General features: G+C 68.5%; 14 protein-coding genes. 6 read left to right on the plus strand and 8 right to left on the minus strand.

Translation table 11 applies throughout. From position 1 onward, the window contains the following. Window positions 1-123: 123 nt before the first annotated feature. Window positions 124-1,050: a serine hydrolase domain-containing protein gene (locus tag ACSFA2_RS24335; protein WP_435457905.1), complete on the minus strand. Its 927-nt coding sequence runs from the start codon at window positions 1,048-1,050 to the stop codon at window positions 124-126. A gap of 155 nt (window positions 1,051-1,205) precedes the next feature. Then, window positions 1,206-2,000 (minus strand): fumarylacetoacetate hydrolase family protein, encoded by a 795-nt coding sequence (locus ACSFA2_RS24340; protein WP_435457906.1) that lies wholly within the window; start codon window positions 1,998-2,000, stop codon window positions 1,206-1,208. Between the two features lie 280 nt (window positions 2,001-2,280). Between ACSFA2_RS24340 and ACSFA2_RS24345 the strand changes: the two genes are divergently transcribed. After that, complete coding sequence (locus tag ACSFA2_RS24345; protein ID WP_435457907.1) at window positions 2,281-2,871, plus strand: lipocalin family protein; 591 nt, start codon at window positions 2,281-2,283, stop codon at window positions 2,869-2,871. A gap of 152 nt (window positions 2,872-3,023) precedes the next feature. Continuing rightward, window positions 3,024-5,216, plus strand: a complete 2,193-nt coding sequence (locus ACSFA2_RS24350; RefSeq protein ID WP_435457908.1) for a LamG-like jellyroll fold domain-containing protein — start codon at window positions 3,024-3,026, stop codon at window positions 5,214-5,216. 17 nt (window positions 5,217-5,233) lie between these two features. Here the strand turns inward: ACSFA2_RS24350 and ACSFA2_RS24355 are convergent, their stop codons facing one another. The 4 genes from ACSFA2_RS24355 to ACSFA2_RS24370 form a co-directional block, all read right to left on the minus strand. Continuing rightward, on the minus strand, window positions 5,234-7,063 hold the full coding sequence (locus ACSFA2_RS24355; RefSeq protein ID WP_435457909.1) for an ABC transporter ATP-binding protein: 1,830 nt from the start codon (window positions 7,061-7,063) through the stop codon (window positions 5,234-5,236). Window positions 7,064-7,161: 98 nt separating this feature from the next. Further along, complete coding sequence (locus ACSFA2_RS24360) at window positions 7,162-9,837, minus strand: ATP-binding protein (RefSeq protein WP_435457910.1); 2,676 nt, start codon at window positions 9,835-9,837, stop codon at window positions 7,162-7,164. An 82-nt stretch (window positions 9,838-9,919) separates the two neighbouring features. Continuing rightward, window positions 9,920-11,062, minus strand: a complete 1,143-nt coding sequence (locus ACSFA2_RS24365; RefSeq protein ID WP_435457911.1) for a zinc-binding dehydrogenase — start codon at window positions 11,060-11,062, stop codon at window positions 9,920-9,922. 51 nt (window positions 11,063-11,113) lie between these two features. Then, window positions 11,114-12,010, minus strand: a complete 897-nt coding sequence (locus tag ACSFA2_RS24370) for a LysR family transcriptional regulator (RefSeq protein ID WP_435457912.1) — start codon at window positions 12,008-12,010, stop codon at window positions 11,114-11,116. 91 nt (window positions 12,011-12,101) lie between these two features. Between ACSFA2_RS24370 and ACSFA2_RS24375 the strand changes: the two genes are divergently transcribed. From ACSFA2_RS24375 to ACSFA2_RS24390, 4 genes are all read left to right on the plus strand, one after another. Next, window positions 12,102-12,920 carry a DODA-type extradiol aromatic ring-opening family dioxygenase gene (locus ACSFA2_RS24375; RefSeq protein ID WP_435457913.1) on the plus strand — a complete coding sequence of 273 codons (819 nt, stop codon included), beginning with the start codon at window positions 12,102-12,104 and terminating at the stop codon, window positions 12,918-12,920. Window positions 12,921-13,046: 126 nt separating this feature from the next. Beyond that, a complete protein-coding gene (locus ACSFA2_RS24380) occupies window positions 13,047-13,835 on the plus strand; it encodes an alpha/beta fold hydrolase (RefSeq protein WP_435457970.1) in 789 nt (262 codons plus the stop codon). A gap of 58 nt (window positions 13,836-13,893) precedes the next feature. Continuing rightward, window positions 13,894-14,475: a sugar O-acetyltransferase gene (locus ACSFA2_RS24385; protein ID WP_435457914.1), complete on the plus strand. Its 582-nt coding sequence runs from the start codon at window positions 13,894-13,896 to the stop codon at window positions 14,473-14,475. Next, entirely contained in the window at window positions 14,472-14,993 is a 522-nt protein-coding gene (locus ACSFA2_RS24390) for an SRPBCC family protein (RefSeq protein ID WP_435457915.1), read from the plus strand. The genes ACSFA2_RS24385 and ACSFA2_RS24390 overlap by 4 nt, the downstream gene beginning before the upstream one ends. A gap of 19 nt (window positions 14,994-15,012) precedes the next feature. Here ACSFA2_RS24390 and ACSFA2_RS24395 read toward each other — a convergent pair whose 3' ends face one another. Beyond that, window positions 15,013-17,436, minus strand: coding sequence for a TonB-dependent siderophore receptor (locus ACSFA2_RS24395; RefSeq protein ID WP_435457916.1), 2,424 nt, complete (start codon window positions 17,434-17,436; stop codon window positions 15,013-15,015). Window positions 17,437-17,540: 104 nt separating this feature from the next. Further along, window positions 17,541-18,557 (minus strand): FecR family protein, encoded by a 1,017-nt coding sequence (locus tag ACSFA2_RS24400; RefSeq protein WP_435457917.1) that lies wholly within the window; start codon window positions 18,555-18,557, stop codon window positions 17,541-17,543. Window positions 18,558-18,566: the final 9 nt, after the last annotated feature.

The raw sequence follows: 18,566 nt of genomic DNA on the forward strand, positions 1-18,566 counted from the left end.
ATCAATGCCTTCTGGGCGTCCGTGTAGTAGGTTCGCGTCCGATACTTCATCTGCAACACTCCTTCTGCCTCAGCAGTGGTTAGTGTGTTGCATCGACCAGTTGAATCCGCCGCCGAAAGCTGACTACTTGCCATTCAGTGCCAGCCGCTTCTGCGCGGCTTGGAAGATGCGACCCCGTGCGAGTCGCATGGCTTGGCCGCGCTGTTGGCTCTCCGGCGAGACCGTCGAGTTCACGGCCACGACCAAGTCCAGCGGCGGGTGAACCCAAATGACTTGGCCTGCATAGCCGCTTGCGATGTACGTCGGACCGGATGCGGCCCACCAGCCCAGTCCGTACGGCAAGCCGACGGGCGGCCCGCCGGCACTTTGAGGTTTAACCAGCTGCGCCACGAACCCGGGGGACAGAACTTGGTGGTCTGCCCATCGACCGTCATGTAGCAGCAGAGCGCCGACCTTGGCCATATCCACCGTTCTCATCCACGCACTGTTGTGAACGTACTGGGGCTCCCGTAAAGCCAGTGGCGTCACAAGTTGGTCGCGTACCAGCTCGGCGATGCGGCGGCCGGTGATCCGTTCGAGAATGCCTTGAACCATGAGCGGACCGCTGTTGTCGTAAGCGAAGCGCTCGCCTGGGGCTGCACGAATCGGCCGGGCCCAAGCCGCCGCTGGAGCGAGTGGCGCGGCAGTCCCTGCGGCGTCATCGACCTCAAAGCCCGTTGTCATGGCGAGGAGGTGTCGAAGCGTGATGGCCTGCGAACGAGGGTCCGAGTTGAGGGCGCGCCACTCTGGGACGAGGTCGACCACCGGCTGTTCCAACGAAGCAAGCTGCCCGCGCTGCAGCGCGGTTCCCACCAGCAGGGCCATGGCGCTCTTGCTGACAGACTGCGCGTCTCGCAGCGTATCGGGATTGCCATCACGGTCGTACTCGTACACCTTGCGGCCTTGGAGAACGACCACGACGCTTTGGACATCACCCAGGGTCGTGGCAATACCTTCGTCGAAACCCTCGAAGATGGCTGCATCGAGGCGCTGCTCTTGGGGGGTCGACATTCGCCAAGGCGGTAACTCCTGCGCAAAAGCGGTGGCCGCAACCATCGAACAAAGCCAGACGACGAATCTCCGCATCTTGCCCCCGCAGTTTTTTGTCGCGTACGCGGCATGCACGTTGAAACCCTGAAGAGGGTCGGATGTCCGCACGCTCGCGTTCAGACGATTCGCACCGACAGGTTCGGCAAGCCGTCGATGTGGATCTCGATCAGATCGCCGCGCACCACCGGCCCGACGTTTTCCGGCGTGCCGGAATAGATGATGTCGCCGGGCATCAGCTCGAAGGCCTGCGACAGCCGGCTGATCTGCTCGGCCACCGACCAGATCATGTATTTGAGCGTGGCGCTCTGCTTGGTCTGGCCGTTCACCTTGAGCCAGATCGCACCGTCGGCGAAGTGTCCGACCCTCGCCACCGGGTGGATGGGGCCGACCGGTGCCGAGTGGTCGAAGCTCTTGCCGATCTCCCACGGCTTCTTCTGGTCGCCCATCTCACGCTGCAGGTCGCGCCGCGTCATGTCGAGCCCCAGCGAATAGCCGTACACCAGACTCAGCGCATCGGCGGCGGCGATGTTGCGCCCGCCTTTGGACAACGCCACCACCAGCTCCACCTCGTAGTGGTAGTTCTTCGTCAGCGTCGGGTAGGGGTGGTCGGCCACCACGCCGGGCGTGACCACCTGGATGGCGTCCGCCGGCTTCTGGAAGAAGAAGGGCGGCTCGCGCGTGGGGTCGGATCCCATCTCGCGCGCGTGCGCCGCGTAGTTGCGACCGATGCAATAGATGCGCCGCACCGGAAACGCCTGGTCGGTGCCCACGATGGGAATGGTCACCGACGGTACGTCGAACGGCGTCCGGGTCGATCCGCTGCGGCCCGTCGGGCTCGCGCAGCCGGCCAGGGCCCCGGCCACCGTGGCCGCGCCGCCGACCATCAGATGGCGTCGTGTGTTGCTGCTCATGGATGTGTCTCCTGCTGTTGTTGGCATGTCTGCGTCATGGCGTGCCACGGCGAGCGGGCCATTGTGCGAGCCGAGTCACCGGTCCGGCTAGGCGGGAATCCCCCGGGTGCCAAGCCAGCTTCACTCAACTGACGACTCTGCGGCCAGCCAAGCCACCATGGTGTGAAGGACGCCGGCCGCGTTGACATGGGCCAGGCGGGCTGCAGCGCCGCAGCGCCCCGTCCGACGCTTCCGGCGCAGAACGGCCGGTACCTTGCAGCCAACTTCCGGAGCCGACACCATGAAACGATCCCTGTCCCGACAACTCGCCAAGGCACCCGTCCTGCTGGCCGCCGCTGTTGTCGCGGCACTCCTTGTCGCCGGATGCGCCGTGTCGCCGAACACCACGATCCGGTCGGTGCCGCAGGTCGACCTGGAGCGCTTCATGGGCGATTGGTACGTCATCGGCAACATCCCCACGCGGCCCGAGCGCAGTGCCTTCAACGCGGTCGAGTCGTACACGCTGCAGCCCGACGGCACGATCGCCACGCGGTTCCGGTACCGCGAAGGCGCCTTCGACGGCGAGCTCAAGACGATGAACCCGGTCGCTACCGTGGTGCCCGAAACCAACAATGCGGTCTGGGGCATGCAGTTCATCTGGCCGATCAAGGCCGAATACGTGATCGTCGACATCGACAGGGACTACCAGCTGACCATCATCGGCCGCAGCGACCGCGACTACGCCTGGATCATGGCGCGCACGCCGAAGATTCCCGAGACGTCCTACCAGACGGCGGTGGCGCGCCTGAAGGAGCTCGGCTACTCGGTCGACAACCTCCGCCGCGTGCCGCAGCGTTGGCCGGAGGCGCCGGCGACGGCTGCGAGTCCGTAGCGCCTGGCGCCTTCCACGCAGGGCATCCGCCTGCTCTGGGCGCAGCCACGGTGGCTCCCCACCGTTCGCCGACAAGTGTCACGCCCGCTTCATGGGGGCGTCATGCCCGCTGCCTACGCTGCGCGCTTCTCCGACTCCTGTCCTTTCTTCCCATGTCTCAGTCCAACGATCCGCGCGACCTGCGCCCGACACTCCATGGCACCGGCAACCCTGCCCGTACCGATGCCGCACCTGCCGTGAGCGCGAGCGACGGCGAGGCGCGTCGTCGGCTCCTCAAGCTCGGCGCCACGCTGCTCACCGTCGGCAGTGGTTCTCTGCTGGCCGCCTGCGGCGGTGGCGGCGATTCGGCGGCGGCGCCCGCGGCCCCCGGCGCGCCCTCGGGCAACACGCCGACACCCGCGCCTGCCCCGGCGCCCGAAGCCGCGCCGGCACCAACGCCGACGCCGATCTCGAGTTTTGCGCTCGCCGTGCTGCCCGACACGCAGTTCTATTCGCGCTACGCGACCACGGCTGAAAGCAGCCAGTACCAGACGCGCTTCGGCAACGAGCCCTTCTCGGCCCAGACGGGCTGGATCGCAGAGAACGCCAAGGCGCTGAACATTCCCTTCACCATCCATCTTGGCGACGTGGTCGACCAGGTGCGCCTGCCCGATCAATGGAAGGTGGCAGACAGCGCGATGAAGGTGCTGGAAACCGCCAAGCACCCGTACAGCGTGCTGGCCGGCAACCATGACGTGCTCAATGATGTCGACTACGGCATCGACCCGGTCGGCGGCACCGATGCGAACCGCACGCTGGCCAACGAGCCCTACCTGCAGTGGTTCGGCAAGACGCGCGCCGCGGCGCAGTCGACCTTCGGCGGGCGCGACGCGAGCGGCTTCCACGAATACCACGTGTTCGAGGCGCAAGGGCAGAAGTTCATGGTGCTGTCGCTGTCGTGGCGCGCGTCCGACGCCGGCATCGCCTGGGCGCGCAACGTCATCGCCAGCCACCCGACGCTGCCGGTGATCCTGGTCAACCACCAGCTGCTCAACATCGCCGCCGACGGCGTGAGCCCGCTGGAAACCGCGTACGGCCTGATGCTCTGGCAGAAGCTGATCCGCGACAACGACCAGATCTTCATGACGCTCAACGGCCATCACCACGGTGCGGCCCACCTCACGAAGACCAACGATTTCGGCCACGCGGTCGAGGAGATGGTGGTCGACTACCAGATGGCTTACCAGGGCGGCAACGGCCTGATGCGCCTCTATGAATTCGACCTGACGAACAAGAAGATCAAGGTGTTGTCGTTCTCGCCGTGGGTGCCGGAAAAGCCGGCCGCGACGTTGACCTCTTTCGACCAGGCGGTGCTCACCACGGCCAACGAGGCGTTCACCATCGACATGGACTTCAGCCAGCGCTTCAGTGGGTTCAACAAGAGCTTCGGCGTCGGCGAGGCGACCATCGCCACGTCGCTGGTGGCGCAGGCCAAGGCCAAGATCCTGGCGAACTACACCGAGCCGATGGTGACCGCACCGCGCGCCGCGGCGAACACCGAGGACTACCCGAAGGTCGCGAACACGCTGGCCCACTGGCGCTTCTTCGGCGGCACGGTGAACCAGCCGGTGCCGGTGGGCACCGTGATCGCCGACGTGACCGGCGCCAACCCGCTGCGCCGCGACGCGCTGAACCAGGGCGGCAGCCAGGGCGCAGTGGCCGGCGACATTGTGTGGAGCGATGACCGCCACTTCCTGTCGGCCGCGCCAGGTTCGGTGCGCTTCCTCAACACCGACAAGAACCTGCCGCGCCTGAGCTACTTCCTGACGGACGCCGCCGCGCCCCTGAACGCCCAGACGCTGGAGAGCGGCTACACGATCGAGGCCTTCATCAAGATCGACACCGGCTGGACCAGCGGCAAGCAGGCCTGGATGAATGTCATGACGCGCGACGGGCGGCGCGGCAACCTGGCGGGCTATTCGGGCGGTGACCCGGAATCGCCACCGCTGCTGTTCGCCATCTCCAGCCTGCGCGAAGTGCAGTGGGAAATCGTGCCGAGCCAGGGCACGCGTTCGCCGCGCACCAACTGGTCGGGCGAGATCATCGCCGGCGGCTGGGTGCACGTGGCGATCGTCAACGACCCCAGCTCGCACAACACCACGATGTACGTGGAAGGCGCGCCGGTGCTGCGCAATACCAGCAATGCGCAAGGCCTGGCGACGCTGTCGGCGGCGATGCCGTGGGTGGTCGGCGGTGGCTCGTGGGACGGTGCCCGCGCCGACGGCTTCTTCGGCAACATCGGCGAGGTGCGTGTGGTCGCGGCGGCATTGACGCCGTCGCAATGGCTCACCGCCCGCGCCAGTTGACTTGATGCGCTGAGCGGCTAGCTTTCGCCCAGGAAGCCGCCGCTCTGGTGCGCCCACAGGCGGGCGTAGAGGCCATCGCGCGCCAGCAGCGTCTGGTGGTCGCCTTCTTCCACCACGCGGCCATCGTCGAGCACGATGAGCCGGTCCATCGCCGCGATGGTCGAGAGGCGGTGCGCGATGGCGATCACCGTCTTGCCCTCCATCAGCCGGTAGAGGCTCGCCTGGATGGCCGCCTCGACCTCGGAGTCGAGCGCGCTGGTGGCTTCGTCGAGCAGCAGGATGGGCGCGTCCTTGAGCATCACGCGCGCGATGGCGATGCGCTGGCGCTGGCCGCCCGACAGCTTCACGCCGCGTTCGCCGACATGGGCCTGGTAGCCCTCGCGGCCCTTCGCGTCGCCCAGCGTGCCGATGAAGTCGTGCGCTTCGGCGCGCTCGGCGGCGGCGCGGATCGCGTCATCGCTCGCGTCGGGCCGGCCGTAGGCGATGTTGTCGGCCACCGAGCGGTGCAGCAGCGAGGTGTCCTGCGTGACCATGCCGATGTGCTCGCGCAGCGAATCCTGCGTCACTTGTGCGATGTCCTGCCCGTCGATCAGGATGCGGCCACCGTCCAGGTCATGAAAGCGCAGCAGCAGGTTCACCAGCGTCGACTTGCCCGCGCCCGAGCGGCCGACCAAGCCGATCTTCTCGCCGGGGCGCACCACCAGCGTCATGTCGTCGATGACGCGCGGGCGGCCTTCGGCGTAGCGGAAGCTCGCGTGCTCGAAGCGCACCTCGCCGTGCGGCACCTGCAGCGTCTTCGCGGCCGGCTCATCGATCACGGTGCGTGCGCGCGACAGGGTCTTCATGCCGTCCTGCACCGTGCCGATGTTCTCGAACAGGCTGGTCATCTCCCACATGATCCAGTGCGACATGCCCTGCAGGCGCAGCGCCATCGCGGTTGCCGCGGCCACGGCGCCCACGCCGACAGCGCCCTGCGACCACAACCACAGGCCCATGCCCGCCATGCCTGCGGTCAGGCCCATGCTGAGGATGTGGTTGGTGATCTCGAAGGCGCTCACCAGCCGCATCTGCGCCTGGCCGGTGGCCTGGAACGTCTGCATGGCCGATCGCGCGAAGCCGGCTTCGCGCTGGGTGTGCGAGAACAGCTTGACGGTGGCGATGTTGGTGTAGGCGTCGGTGATGCGCCCGGTCATGTCGGCGCGCGCATCGGCCTGCGCCTTGCCGATCACGCCAAGGCGCGGCACGAACCACATCAGCTGCACGATGTAGAGCAACAGCCAGATCACGAAGGGAATCATGAGCTGCGTGTCGAGCACGGCAGCCAGCACGATCAGCGTGATGACGTACACACCCATCGCCACCAGCACGTCGGCCAGCACGAAGATGGTGTCGCGCACGGCCAGCGCGGTCTGCATCACCTTGGCGGTGACGCGGCCGGCGAACTCGTCCTGGTAGAAGGCCATGCTCTGGCCGAGCATGAGGCGGTGGAAATTCCAGCGCAGCCGCATCGGCAGGTTGATGGCCAGCGTCTGGTGCTTGACGATGGTCTGCAGCCCGACCACCGCGATGCTCGCGACCAGCGCGACGGCCAGCCAGGTGAGCGTGGTGCCGCGGTCTTCCCATAGCCTGGCCGGCACCTGGCCACCCAGCCAGTCGACGATGCGCCCGAGCATGGCGAACAGCAACGCCTCGAAGGACGACATGGCGGCCGTGAGCAGCGCCATGGTCGCGATCTTGCCGCGCAGGCCCGCCGTGCAGGCCCAGAGGAAGGCGAAGAAACCGTCGGGTGGCAGCGTGGGCTCGGCGGCGGGGTAGGGGTTGAGCAGTCTCTCGAAGAAGCGGAACAAGGCGGGATGTCTCGGTGGCGGCGCGGCCAGGGCCGGCGCGGCAGTGTCAAGCGGTGAAGGGCATCGACTTTAGCGGCCCCGCCGACGCCGCGCCCGCGTCAGGACTTTGCGGCCACCATCTGCTGCACCCGCACCGCCAGCGCATCGAGCGTGAAGGGTTTGGTCATGACTTCCATGCCCGGGTCGAGGTGGCCGTTGCCGACCACCGCGTTTTCTGCGTACCCCGTGATGAACAGCACCTTGAGATCGGGCCGCCCCGCGCGTGCGGCGTCGGCCAGCTGTCGGCCGTTCATGCCGCCGGGCAGGCCGACGTCGGTGATCAGCAGAACGATCGGTACGTTGCTCTGCAGCAGCGCCAGGCCGGTGGCGCCGTCTTCGGCCTCCAGGATGCGATAGCCCAGCTCGACCAGCACATCGCTCACCAGCGCCCGCACCGTCGGCTCGTCGTCCACCACCATCACGGTGCCGGCGCCGGCATGCGGCGCTTCGCCGGCGCCGGCCGGCAGCTCGTCGACTGCTTCGATCTCGTAGTGCCGTGGCAGGTACACGCACATCGTCGTCCCCAGTCCGGCTTCCGAATAGACGCGCACCTGCCCGCCTGACTGGCGTGCGAAACCGTAGACCATCGACAGGCCCAGGCCGGTGCCCATGCCGATCGGCTTGGTGGTGAAGAAGGGCTCGAACACGCGTTGGGCCACGTCAGGCGCCATGCCGGTGCCGGTGTCGGTCACGCAGAGCGACACGTACTGGCCCGGCTGCAGGTCGCGTTCCTTCGCGACGCGCTCGTCCATCCACTTGTTGGCCGTCTCGATCGTCAGGCGACCACCGCCGGGCATGGCGTCGCGTGCGTTGAGGCACAGGTTGAGCAGCGCGTTTTCGAGCTGGTGCGGGTCCACCTGCGTGATCCACAGGCCCACCGCGCCCACCACCTCGAGCTGGTTCTCCGGGCCGATGGTGCGGCGGATCAGGTCTTCCATGCCGCGCACCAGCCGGTTGATGTCGGTCGCCTTCGGGTCCAGCGTCTGGCGGCGCGAGAAGGCCAGCAGCCGGTGCGTCAGGGCGGCCGCGCGCCGTGCCGCACCCTGGCCGACGTTGATGTAGCGCTCCAGGTCTTCATGGCGGCCCTGCTTCAGGCGGCGCTGCATCAGTTCGAGGCTGCCGGTGATGCCAGCCAGCAGGTTGTTGAAGTCGTGCGCCAGCCCGCCGGTGAGTTGGCCGACGGCCTCCATCTTCTGGGCCTGGCGCAGCGCCTCCTGCGCGGCCTCGCGCTCGCGGGATTCGACGCGCAGGCGCTCCAGCGCGTCCTCCACCTCGCGCGTGCGTTCGCCGATGCGCTGCTCGAGGCTGCTGTTGAGCGCGCGCAGGGCGTTCTCGGCCAGCACCCGTTCGGTCACGTCCGAGCCTTCGGCGAACACGCCGGTGGCCGCGCCGTTGGCATCGAGGATCGGCTGGTAGACGAAGTCCAGAAAGCGCTCGGCCAGCGGCGCGCCGGATTCGCGCTGCAGCATGATGCGGCGCGCGCTGCCCACGAAGGGCGTGCCCCGGGCATAGACCGTGTCGAGCAGCTCGAAGAAGCCCTGTCCGGTCAGTTCCGGCAGCGCGTCGCGCAGCGGCATGCCCTCGACGTTGCGGTGGCCGATGAGCTGCTGGTAGGCGTCGTTCATCAGCTCGATGACATGCGTCGGCCCGCTCAACACGCACATGAAGCCCGGCGCCTTGCGGAACAGGCCACGCAGGCGGTCGCGTTCCGCGGTGCTGGTTTCGAGCGCTTCGGCATTCGAGAGGCTGGGTGCGATCTGCCCGGCCAGCAGCTGCACGAAGCTCAGGTAGTCGGCGGTGATCGGTCGGTAGGGATTCGTTCCGCACACCAGGAAGCCGGCCGGTCGCGCTGCGCCCTGCGGCGGCAGCGACACCACGAAAGCCGCGGGGGACGGAAGGTTCCACGGGCCACGCGGCACGTCGGGCAGCCCGTCGAGCGAGACCACGAACGAGGTCTCGCCCGCCAGCAGCCGCCCGACCTGCCAAGGTGCATCGGCGCCGGGGGCCAGGCGCCGGGGCGCCAGCGCGTGTCCGTCCTCGATGCCCGTCGCGCAACGCAGATGCGCCTCGCCAGCGGCGTCGAACAGGTACATCAGCGCGAAGGGCAGGTCGCGCGGCGCGCGGCCCAGGGCTTCATGGGCGGCCTCGACCACCGCGCGGCGCGTATCGGCGCCCGTCAGGCTCGCGCTGAGCGCGCGCAGCAGTTCGAGCCGCCGCTCGCTGATGACGCGGGCCGTGACCTCCGACACCGCGCAGAAGAGGCCCTCGACCTTGCCCTGGTCGCCCAGCAGCGGGCTGTACGAGAAGGTGTGGTAGGTCTCCTCGGGGTAGCCGGCGCGTTCCAGCAGCAGCATCATCGAGTCGTCCCAGGTCGACTCCCCCTTCTTGTAGACCGTCTCGATGCGGCCCTTGACGTCGTCCCAGATCTCCGCATACAGGTCCCGGGTCGGCATCGCCAGCGACCTCGGATGCTTCTGGCCGAGCGTGGGGCGGTAGGCGTCGTTGTAGAAAAAGGCGACGTCGGGCCCCCAGCCCAGCCACATCTCGAAGCGGGAGGTCAGCAGGATGCGCAGCGCCACCTTCAGGCCCTCGGGCCATTGCGCAGGGGACCCGAGCGGGGTGGACGCCCAGTCGTGCTGCCGCATGAGCTGCGCCATCTCACTGTCGCCCACGAAGATATCGTCGTAGGTGGCGGGCGGACGGGCGGGGTCGATGGCTGGCGGCTGCTGCGTCATTTGGGCGACGACGGTAGCAGCCCTTCGGGCGCTGGCGCGTCGGACAACTGCCACGCCGTGCAGCGGCAGCCAGGCGCCGGGCTCAGCTCTTGTGCGGCGCGATCAGGTACTTCTCGCCGGTGGCACGTTTGTTGTAAAGCGCCATCGCGTCGAGCGACAGCACCTCGGCCAGCGAGAGCTCCCCCGCATAGCGGCTCGCGAAGGTGGTCTTCAACTCGGCCGCCACGCGCTGCTTGAGCACCTGCGCGGCGACCGGGCCGATCTTCTGCAGGAAGGGGAACAGCAGCCAGCCGCCCATGCCCCAGGCCATGCCGAAGTTGCGGCGGAACTCGGTCGGCCGCGTGTCGAGGCCGCCGTAGAGGTAGACCTGCTTGTGCGTGCTGGTGCCGTAGCGGCTGTAGACGGTGGCGGTGCGCACCAGGGCGGCTTCCATGCAGCCGAGGATCTGCCCGGCCAGCGGGCCACCGCCGGTGGCGTCGAAGGCGATCGTCGCACCGGTCGCCACCAGCGCCTCGGTCAGGTCGTCGACAAAGCTCGGGGCACTGGCGTCGCACACGTGCACCGCGCCCTGCGACTTCAGCAGCGCCACCTGTTCGGGCTTGCGCACGATGTTGACCAGGGCGATGCCGTCCTTCAGGCAGATGCGCTGCAGCATCTGGCCGAGGTTCGACGCCGCGGCCGTGTGGACCAGCGCGGTATGGCCTTCGCGCTTCATCGTTTCGACCATGCCGAGGGCGGTCAGCGGGTTGACGAAGCAGGACGCGCCTTCGGCCGGCGTCGCGTCGTCGGGCAGCCGCAGGCACTGGTCGGCCGCGATGACGCGGTACTGTGCGTACATCGCGCCGCCGATCAGCGCGACCGTCTTGCCGAGCAGCGCCTGCGCTGCGGGCGAGGAGCCTGCTTCGACCACCACGCCCGCGCCTTCGTTGCCGACCGGCATCGATTCACCCAGCCGGCCGGTCATCGCCTGCATCGCGGCCTCGGGCACGCGCGCGGCCACCACCGGCCGCGCGGGCGTGCCGGACACGGCGGCTGTCTTCATGTCCGCGGCGCCGAAAAGCAGGCCGAGGTCCGACGGGTTGATCGGCGCGGCCTCGAGCCGCACCACCACTTCATCGGGTCCGGGCGTGGCGATCGTCACCTCGGCCAGGCTGACCTCCAGTTGGCCGGACGGCGTGATGAGGGAACGGAGTTCGAGGGCGGTGCGGTCGGTGGCGAAGGGCATGTCGGAATCTCCGGGGCGGGAAGGGGCGGCCAGTCTAGGCGCTACCTCCATTCATTGCCTGCTCGCGGGCGACAGCGCTTGGCCAAGGAAATCGATGAAGCTGCGCAGCTTGGGCGCCATGTACTGGCGGCTGGTGTAGACGGCAAAGAGCGTCACCGGCGCCACGCTGTAGGCCGGGATCAGTGGCACGAGGCGGCGGGCCGCGATGTCCTCGTCGACCAGCCAGGCCGGCAGGAAGGAGACACCCAGGCCGGCGCGCACTGCGTGCAGCGTGAGGTTGGTGTCGTCGGAGCGCAGCACCGGGCTGAGCCGCAGCGGCGCCTGCCGCCCGCCGGGCCCGCGCAGCGTGAAGCCTTCCAGGTTCACGTAGCTCGGCACGATGGCGCCGAGCCGCGCCAGGTCGGCCGGTGTGGCGGGCACACCGTCGCGCGCCAGCAGGTCGGCCGCGCCCACCAGGTGGAACTGCACCTGGCACAGCGGCCGTGCGATGAGCGCGGGGGAGGGCTCGTGCGTGGCGCGCAGCGCCAGGTCGTAGCCGTCGGCGGCCAGGTCGACCTTGCGGTTCTCCAGGTGCATGTCGACCAGCACCTCGGGGAAGGCTGCACGGTAGTCGGCCAGCACCCGGGCGATGCGCGGCGTGGCACACCACACCGGCGCGCTGACCTTCAACTGGCCGCGCGGCGCCTCGTTCTTGCGGCCGATGGCGGCCTCGGCGGCGTCGAGCAGGTCGAGCGCCTGCGCGCTCTGCGCGTACCAGGCCTCGCCGGCCTCGGTCAGGCTCAGGTGGCGACTGGAGCGGTTGAGCAGACGTGCGCCCAGCGACTTCTCCAGCTGCGCGACATGCTTGCTGGCCATCGGCGCCGAGATGTCGAGCCGACCGGCGGCGGCGGCGAAGCTGCCGGCGTCCACCACCTCGCGAAACACCCGCAGGCTGGTCAGACGGTCCATGGTTGATTTCCTCTGGAGAAATGATGCGTTGAATGCTAGCCCATCGATTTCCAGAGGTGAAATCTCTAGACTCGTGGGCAAGGAGCATTCCATGACCACGAGCGACACGACCCTTCCGACCTATTTCATCTCGCACGGCGGCGGCCCCTGGCCCTGGATGAAGCGCGAGATGGGCGATGCCTACGCCCAACTGGAGGCTTCGCTGGCCGACATTCCGCGTCAGATCGGCCGCACGCCGCGCGCGATCCTCATGGTGTCGGCCCATTGGGAGGCGCCCGTCTTCACGGTGCAGGGCAACCCCCGCCCACCGATGATCTACGACTACGGCGGCTTCCCCGCCCACACCTACCAGGTGCACTACGACGCCCCCGGTTCGCCCGAGCTGGCGCAACGCGTGCGCACGTTGATCGAAGCCGCCGGCCTGCCGTCGGGCATCGACGCGGCACGCGGCTACGACCACGGCATGTTCTCGCCCATGGCCGCGATCTACCCGAAGGCCGACGTGCCGGTGGTGCAGCTGTCGCTCAAGCGCGGGCTCGACCCGGCCGAGCACCTGGCGCTCGGCCGCGCGCTGGCGCCCCTGCGCCGCGAAGACGTGCTCATCATCGGCAGCGGCCTGAGCTACCACAACCTGCGCAATTTCGGCCCGCAGGCGCGCGACGTCTCGAAGGCCTTCGACGACTGGCTCGACCAGGCCGTGGTGCAGGCCAGCCCGGCCGAGCGGGTGGCGCAGCTGATCGACTGGGCGTCGGCACCGGCCGCACGCATCGCGCATCCGCGGGAAGAGCACCTGATCCCGCTGATGGTCGCGGTCGGTGCGGCCGAGGGCGAGCAGGGCGAGCGCGTCTACCACGAGGACGCCTTCATGGGCGGCATCGCGGTGTCGAGCTTTCGCATCGGCACCCTCTGAAGCGTGCCGCGGGAGGCGGGCAGAATCGGTCGGGTGAATCCACCCACCCCTCTCTCCGCTGGCAACGAGGCCGACGCGCTTCGCCTGATCGCGCAGATCGATGCGCTGTCCACCCACCACGACCCGATGCACCAGGGTGTGCGCGTGCGCTGGCGCCGCTTCGGCCCTGCCCAGTCGGATCGGCCTCCGCTGGTGTTGCTGCACGGCGGGCACGGCAGCTGGCTGCACTGGATCCGCAACATCGAGGCCCTGTCGGCCGAACGCGTGCTCTGGCTGCCCGACATGCCCGGCTTTCATGACTCCGACGTGCCGCGCGCCATGGTCGCGGGCGATGCGCCGCTCGACCCCTTGCTCGAAGCGCTCGGCGGCACGCTCGACACCTTGATCGGTGCCGGCACGCCGATCGACCTGGGCGGCTTTTCCTTTGGCGGCCTCAGCGCCGCGAAGTTCGCGGCCCGGCGCGGTGCGGTGCGCAAGCTGGTGCTGCTGGGCAGCGGCGGCCACGGCACGCTGCGTCGCATGGCCGTCCAGATGATCAACTGGCGCGCCGCGTCCGACCGCACCGCCGAAGCTGCCGCGCTGCGCCACAACCTGGCGGCGCTGATGCTGCACGACCCGACCGCCATCGACGCGCTCGCCTTCACCATCCACGACATCTCGTGCCACGGCACGCGCCTGCGCAGCAAGGAGATCTCGCTGGCCGGCGGGTTGCAGCAGGCGCTCGAAGCGCACGCCGGCCCGCAGTTGCTGGTGTGGGGCGAGTTCGACGTGACCGCCGATCCGCGGCCGCTGGTGGCGCAACTGACCGGCGGGCATCCGCAGCGGCGCGGCACGGTGATCGACGGTGCGGGCCACTGGGTGCAGTACGAGCGTGCCGACGAGACCAACCGGTGGCTGGGCGACTTTCTGGCGTAGCCGCGTCGGGTGTCGCGTCCGACAGCGACGGCCACGAGGCATCGCCACAATCCACGCCATGACCCTCGACACCCGAACCCAGAAGCAGCGGATGCTCGCCGGCGATCTGTACGACGCCGGCGACGCCGAAATCCAGGCTGATCTCGCGGCCACGCGCGAATGGCTGGTGCGCTACAACGCCTCGCTGGGCGCCACCAGCGCCGAGCGTCGACAGCTGCTCGTCGAGCGCTTCGCGGCCGTGGGCCAGGGCGCCGGCATCCGCCCGCCGTTCCATTGCGACTACGGCTTCAACATCCGCGTGGGCGAGGGCGTCTTCCTCAATTTCAACTGCGTGATCCTCGACGTCGTCGAGGTGACGATCGGCGACAAGACGCAGATCGGCCCCGGCGTGCAGATCCTCACGGCCGATCATCCCCGCACGCCCGTCGAGCGAGAATCGGGGCTGGAATTCGGCCGGCCGATCCGCATCGGACGCAACGTCTGGATCGGCGGCGGCGCCATCGTGCTGCCCGGCGTGACCGTCGGCGACGATGCGGTGATCGGCGCGGGCAGCGTGGTCACCCGCGATGTGCCCGCCGGTGCTACCGTGGTGGGCAACCCGGCGCGCCAGCGCCCATCCAACCCAGGAGCCTCCCGATGACCGAGTCAGCCGATCCCCGCGATGCCACGCCCGTGACCCCGTTCACCTTGTCCCGCACCTTCGACGCGCCGCGCGACCAGGTGTGGAAGGCCTTCACCGAACTCGCGCAGTTGGAAAAATGGTGGGGCCCCAAGGGCTTCGCGATCCGCCTGGCGCGGCTCGATCTCCGGCCGGGCGGCATGTTCGTCTACGCGATGGAGGCCGGCGGCCAGACGATGTGGGGGCGCTTCGTCTACCGCGAGATCGAAGCGCCGGGCCGCATCGTCTTCGTCAATTCCTTTTCCGACCCGCAGGGTGGCCTGACGCGCGCGCCCTTCGCCGACGCGTGGCCGATGGAGATCCTCAACACCTGGACCTTCACCGAATCGCACGGCAAGACCACCCTTGACATCCAGGGCGTGCCCTTGAACGCCAACGCGGTCGAGACGGCGGTGTTCCTGGCCGGCTTCCCGTCGATGCAGATGGGCTTTGGCGGCACGCTCGACCAGCTCGCTGCGCATCTGGCGGCGCAGGCCTGACCGAGCGTGCCCGGCCCAGCTACCAGCGATAGCCCAGGGTGGCAGTGACCGTGCGGTCCTGGCCGTAGAACTGCGCCCGGTTGGCGGTCGTCACCTCGTCGGTGAGATTGGCGACATTGATCGAGAAGCGCACGGGCCCGGCGTCGTAGCGCACGGCCGCGTCGATCAACGTATACCCCGCGTTCCAGTAGCGGTTGTAGGTGTCGGCCACCGTGGGGCCAACGCGGCGCACACCGGCGCCGACGCTCCAGCCGCGGGCCGCCTCACTGCGAAAGGCGTAGTTCAACCAGAGCTTGGCGGTTTGCCGAGCGGTCTGAAAAGGGCGCTTGCCGAGCTCCGCGGGATCATTGCTGCGCGTGATCTCAGCGTCGAGATACGTGTAGCTTGCGATCAGATCGACGCCGGCGCTCAAGCGCGACTTGCCTTCCAGCTCGAGACCGCGTGCCCTGACCTCGCCCGTCTGCACGCGCAGCAGCGGGTTGGTGGGATCCAGGGTGGTGACATTCTGGCGACGCAGGTCGAACACCGCCGCGGTGAGCAGATGGCCAGCGCCCGCGGGCTCGAACTTCACGCCCAGCTCGAACTGCTCGCTCGTCTCTGGTTGCGGGGTCCCCCGGTAGTTGCTGCCGACGACCGGCACGAAGGCGGTCGCGTAACTGGCGTAGGGCGAGATCCCGTTGTCGAAGCGGTACATGGCGCCCACGCTGCCGGTGGTCTTGCCGTCCTCGGCAGAGGCTTCGGTCGCGCCGGCCCGCCGCACGGTATCGGCCCGGTCATGACGCACCCCGGCGGTCAAGATCCACCGGTCCCAGCGCATCTGGTCCTGGGCATAGAGCCCAAGCTGACGCAGTTCCGCGGTACTTGGGGCGGTCACCGGTGCGCTGAAGGCGCGTCCGTAGATCGGATTGAAGATGTCCAGGACGGGTGCATTGCCAAAGCCGATGTCCTCGCTGCCGGAGAAGCGCTGGTAGTCCAGGCCCAGCAGGAGCGTGTGGCGCAGTGGCCCGGTCGCGGCTTCCTTCTGCAGGCTGGTGTCCACCGTGGTGACATCGCTCTTGCTGCGGGAGATGAGCGATGCCCGGTTGACGCTGCGCTGGTCGCCGCGAACCGCCGTCGCATACACGTGCTGATAATCCAGCTCGAAACTGGCTCGGCGCAGCTGCTGACGCAAGGTCAGCGTCTCGTCGAAGCGATGCTCCAGCAGATAGCCCAGCGAGTGCATGTCCCGGTCGTAGCGGTCGAACGCGGGCTCGCCGGCGAAGGTACGCACAGGAATCCGCCCCTCTGCATACGTGCCGAGAAGTGACTGGTTCGGCCACCAGCTCTTGGGCGTCATGCGGTCGCGCGTGACGTCTGCCAGGATCGTGAGCGAGGTCTGCGCCGTGGGCTTCCAGGTCAGCGCGGGCGCAATGTACATCCGGTCGTCCTGCGAGTGGGCCGTCTGCGTGCGGCTGTCGCGGCCCATGCCATTCAACCGGAACATCAGCGTACCGTCGGCGTCGAGCGTCCGTCCCAGATCGAAGCCGGCCTGATAACGGCCATGATTGCCCGCGCTCAGGCTGACCTCGCTGACCGCATCGCTCGTCGGGCGCTTGGAGACCTGGTTGACGATGCCCCCCGGGCCGCCTTGCCCGTAGAGGACGGCGGAGGGGCCCTTGAGCACTTCGACGCGCTCGACACCCTGGGGTTCGGTGAGCCAATCACCGTAGGTCCCGGTCTTGAAGACCCTCAGGCCATCGCGATAGAGGGTCGCGTCGAAGCCGCGAATGTTCAGGCTCGCGTATCGCAGGTCATAGCCGGTGACCTCGGTCAGCACGCCAGCCGTGTAGCGCAGGGCCTGCTCGACGGTCTGGACACCTTGCGCCTCCATCTGGTCGCGCGTGACGACCGAGATGGACTGCGCGATCTCCGAAATGGGTGTGTCCGTCTTGGTGGCCGTGGCCGTGCGACGCGCGATGAAACCCTCCACCCGGCTGCTGGCCGTCTCCGCCGGGGCGCTCGCCGTGACGGTGACGGCCGCCAGCGTGCTGGCACGCCCGTCACCCGCCGGCAAGACGGTCACCGTCGAGGCGGAGCGAACGTAGGTGAGGCCCGTGTTCTCCAGCGTGCGATCCATCGCCTGCTGCAGATCGAAGGAGCCATTCAAGGCCGGGGCGAGGCGGCCCTCGAGCAGGGCGGCCTCACCCCCGATCGAGACACCGAACTGGCGCGAGAGGACGCCCAGGCGGATGGGAAGTGCCTGCGCGGAAAGGGCCAGTGGCGTTTGTGCCACGGCCAGGGACGAAGCGCTCTGCGCATGGACCTGGCCGCCCGTGAGGACCAGGACGTTGGCACACATCGCGGCGGCCGCTGCCAGCGGCTTGACGCGGGCGATCCAGGCGACGGGATGACGAGTGACGGCATGCGGGAAAGGGAGTAGGGGCTGCGCGGCAGGCTTGCTCATGTTCGAAGGTCCTTGGGGTTGGTTCGAACAGAAGACAAGTTCGAGGGCCAATACCCCCCAAAAACCCCCCAAAAAAGATCCGCTTGACGGACTGGGGGACGCGTTCAGCGGCGAACCTGGATGTCGGTCGCGCCGTCTGCAGCACGCCGGACCTGGACCGGCACCATCAATGCCAATGCATCGAGGAACCCCTGCAGATCGCGGAGGGCAAAACGGCCGGAGACACGCAGCCGCTCAAGGCGTGCGTCCGTGTCGAGTCGAATCGGCTGCCCAAGGTAGTCGTTCCAGCGCGCCACCACCTCGGAAAGCGGCGTGTTGCGAAAGACGAGCCAGCCCTGCGTCCAGGCGGCCACATCGGCCACATCGATCGCCCAGGGTGCCCGCAGGCCCGTTGCATCCGTCTCGACCGCCTCTCCGGGGCCGAGCGCGAGCGAACCGGCCGCAGCTGGCGCGTTCGTCGCACGCACGAGGACGCGTCCCTCGGCAACGGCCACGCGCATGCGGCCCTCGCGTGCCGACACCGTGAAGGTGGTACCCACGACCTGCACGCTGCCCCAGGCGCAGGTCACGATGAATGGCCGCTCCGCATCGTGCGTCACGCCAAAACGCGCCTCTCCCTCGAGGAGATGCACCGTACGCCGATCGCGGAACAATTGCACCCGCGCAGCAGTGAGCGCGTCGAGGTCCAGTCGGGTGCCATCGTCCAGCGTGCGGGTCAGCGTGCGGCCGCGCGGGGTGTGCAGCGCGAAAGCTTCCAGCGGCTGCCCCCAGTAGAACCGGGCGCCTGCGACCGCCGCTGCAGTGAAGCCCAAGACGCCGAGCAGGCCCATGGCCCGGCGTCGAGACAGAGGCCGGTCCTCGGCCCGTGGGGGCATGGGCAGCAGCGCACGTGCTTCGCTTTGCCCCGTCAACTGCCAGATGCGCCATGCGGTGGCGGCCGCCTCTTCGTTCTTGGGGCTTTGCTGGCGCCAAGCCAGGAGCGCCGCCTCGGCCGCCTCTGAAAGCTGCGGATCCGCGCGTTCCATGCGTCCCAACAAGGTGAGGGCGTGCGCCACCAGCCGGCGGGGTGCCCGCCTTTCCTCGGCGCCAAGCAGCCCATCATTGCCTTGAGGGTGGGTCATCGCGGTGCT

The organism is Variovorax cryoconiti (assembly GCF_051216395.1).
Classification (GTDB): domain Bacteria; phylum Pseudomonadota; class Gammaproteobacteria; order Burkholderiales; family Burkholderiaceae_C; genus Variovorax.